We start from the raw sequence: 1,393 nt of genomic DNA, 5'->3' as shown, positions 1-1,393 counted from the left end.
GCCCCGGCTTTGAGTTTTTTATCCGGCAGCCGGTAGCCGAGCGTGCGGTTGGCAAAGCCGAGTTTAAAGTGGCTGACCAGTTCGGGATGGTCGAGGCGGCGTTTTTTCAGGTACTGCTGAACCTCCGGGGACGTCAGTAAAGTCTGATGATAGAACTCAACCACCCTGGTTAATAATGCCTGCCGTCCGGCTTCTTCTGCCACGGAGGGGACCGCTGGCAGCGTTTCCACGGCGGGGTTGGCCCCCAGTTCTCCTCGCAGCCGTTCACAGGCATGACGCAGGCTGAGCCGCTCGGTTTTCATCACCCAGTCCAGCACGGAGCCGCCGGCATGACAACCGAAGCAGTGATACAGATTTTTGGCGGGTGACAGCACCATTGACGGGGTTTTCTCCTGATGGAACGGGCACAGCAGCACGTAATCTTTGCCGCGTTTAACCAGCTGTCGTCCCTGTTGTTCCGCTACGGCCACTAAGGAGACGGCAGTTTTCAGGTGCTGTAATTCTGCTTCGGGTATCCGGGCCATGTAAGCAGTCCTTATAAAATATTTTTCAATAAAGCATTTATGCTTGATAAGGTAGCTTCAAGGCTTTATCATGTCAAGCATGTAAAGTCGATATCAACGCACCGGAGCATGGAAGATGGCAGATAATTACGGCAACATAGCTCTATTTGATACCGTTATGATGACTGAGGTGCTTGATATGACAGCGGCGACAGAGACCGGATTTGCCCAACGTTTGCGCGAGTTACGCAGGCAAAAGGGCTTCTCTCAGTCTGAGCTGGGCAGACTGGCGGAGTTGCATTACACCCATATTGGCCGTTTTGAGCGGGGGACTTCCAGACCGGGAAGCGACACGTTAAAGCGTCTGGCGGATGTGCTTGGTGTGACCAGTGATTATTTGCTGGAAGGGGCTGCGACGGAAGCGGCTAAGGCAAGATTTGAGGACCGGGAGTTACTGAGACAGTTTCAGGCCGTGGAACAGCTACCGGAGGAAGATAAGGAAGTGATTAAGAAGTTACTGGATGCTTTTTTAACTAAGAAGCAGTTACAGGCGCTGGCAAGATAAAAGGACACCCTTTGATTTAACGCGGGGCTAAGGTGCTACCAACACTTTAACCCCGCTCACCACAAGCAACTAATAAAGGTAGTTAATTATGGCTAAGGCGCATTCTAAAGCAGAAGGGGCAGTAAATAAAGCTGCGAAAACAGAACGTTATTACACGGTGGGCTATGTATCGAACGGGAATAAGGTCAACAACGCCACACCGGCGATACATCTTAAGGGACAGTGGCTGAGACAGGCGGGGTTTAATACCGGCGGCCAGATTACGGTGAAGGTGATGGACGGTTGTCTGGTCCTTATTCCTGACAGTGAGGCCACGCAACAACAG

Annotated in this window: 3 protein-coding genes; 2 read left to right on the top strand and 1 reads right to left on the bottom strand. The window is 52.0% G+C overall.

Annotated features, from left to right (window positions below; genetic code table 11):
* A partial coding sequence (locus LGZ98_RS23700; protein WP_262978727.1) for a CHC2 zinc finger domain-containing protein occupies nucleotides 1–524 on the bottom strand: 524 nt, incomplete at its 3' end.
* Between the two features lie 115 nt (nucleotides 525–639).
* On the opposite strand from LGZ98_RS23700, the gene LGZ98_RS23695 reads away from it, so the two are divergent.
* Together LGZ98_RS23695 and LGZ98_RS23690 are read left to right on the top strand one after the other, a co-directional pair.
* On the top strand, nucleotides 640–1,068 hold the full coding sequence (locus LGZ98_RS23695; protein WP_242685676.1) for a helix-turn-helix domain-containing protein: 429 nt from the start codon (nucleotides 640–642) through the stop codon (nucleotides 1,066–1,068).
* 88 nt (nucleotides 1,069–1,156) lie between these two features.
* Nucleotides 1,157–1,393: SymE family type I addiction module toxin (locus tag LGZ98_RS23690; protein WP_262978726.1), on the top strand; the 237-nt coding region annotated here is incomplete at its 3' end.

This window comes from Photorhabdus kayaii (genome assembly GCF_025384895.1).
Classification (GTDB): domain Bacteria; phylum Pseudomonadota; class Gammaproteobacteria; order Enterobacterales; family Enterobacteriaceae; genus Photorhabdus; species Photorhabdus kayaii.
The sequence above is the reverse complement of the archived record's forward strand: the minus strand, read 5'-3'. Positions and strand labels throughout refer to the sequence as shown.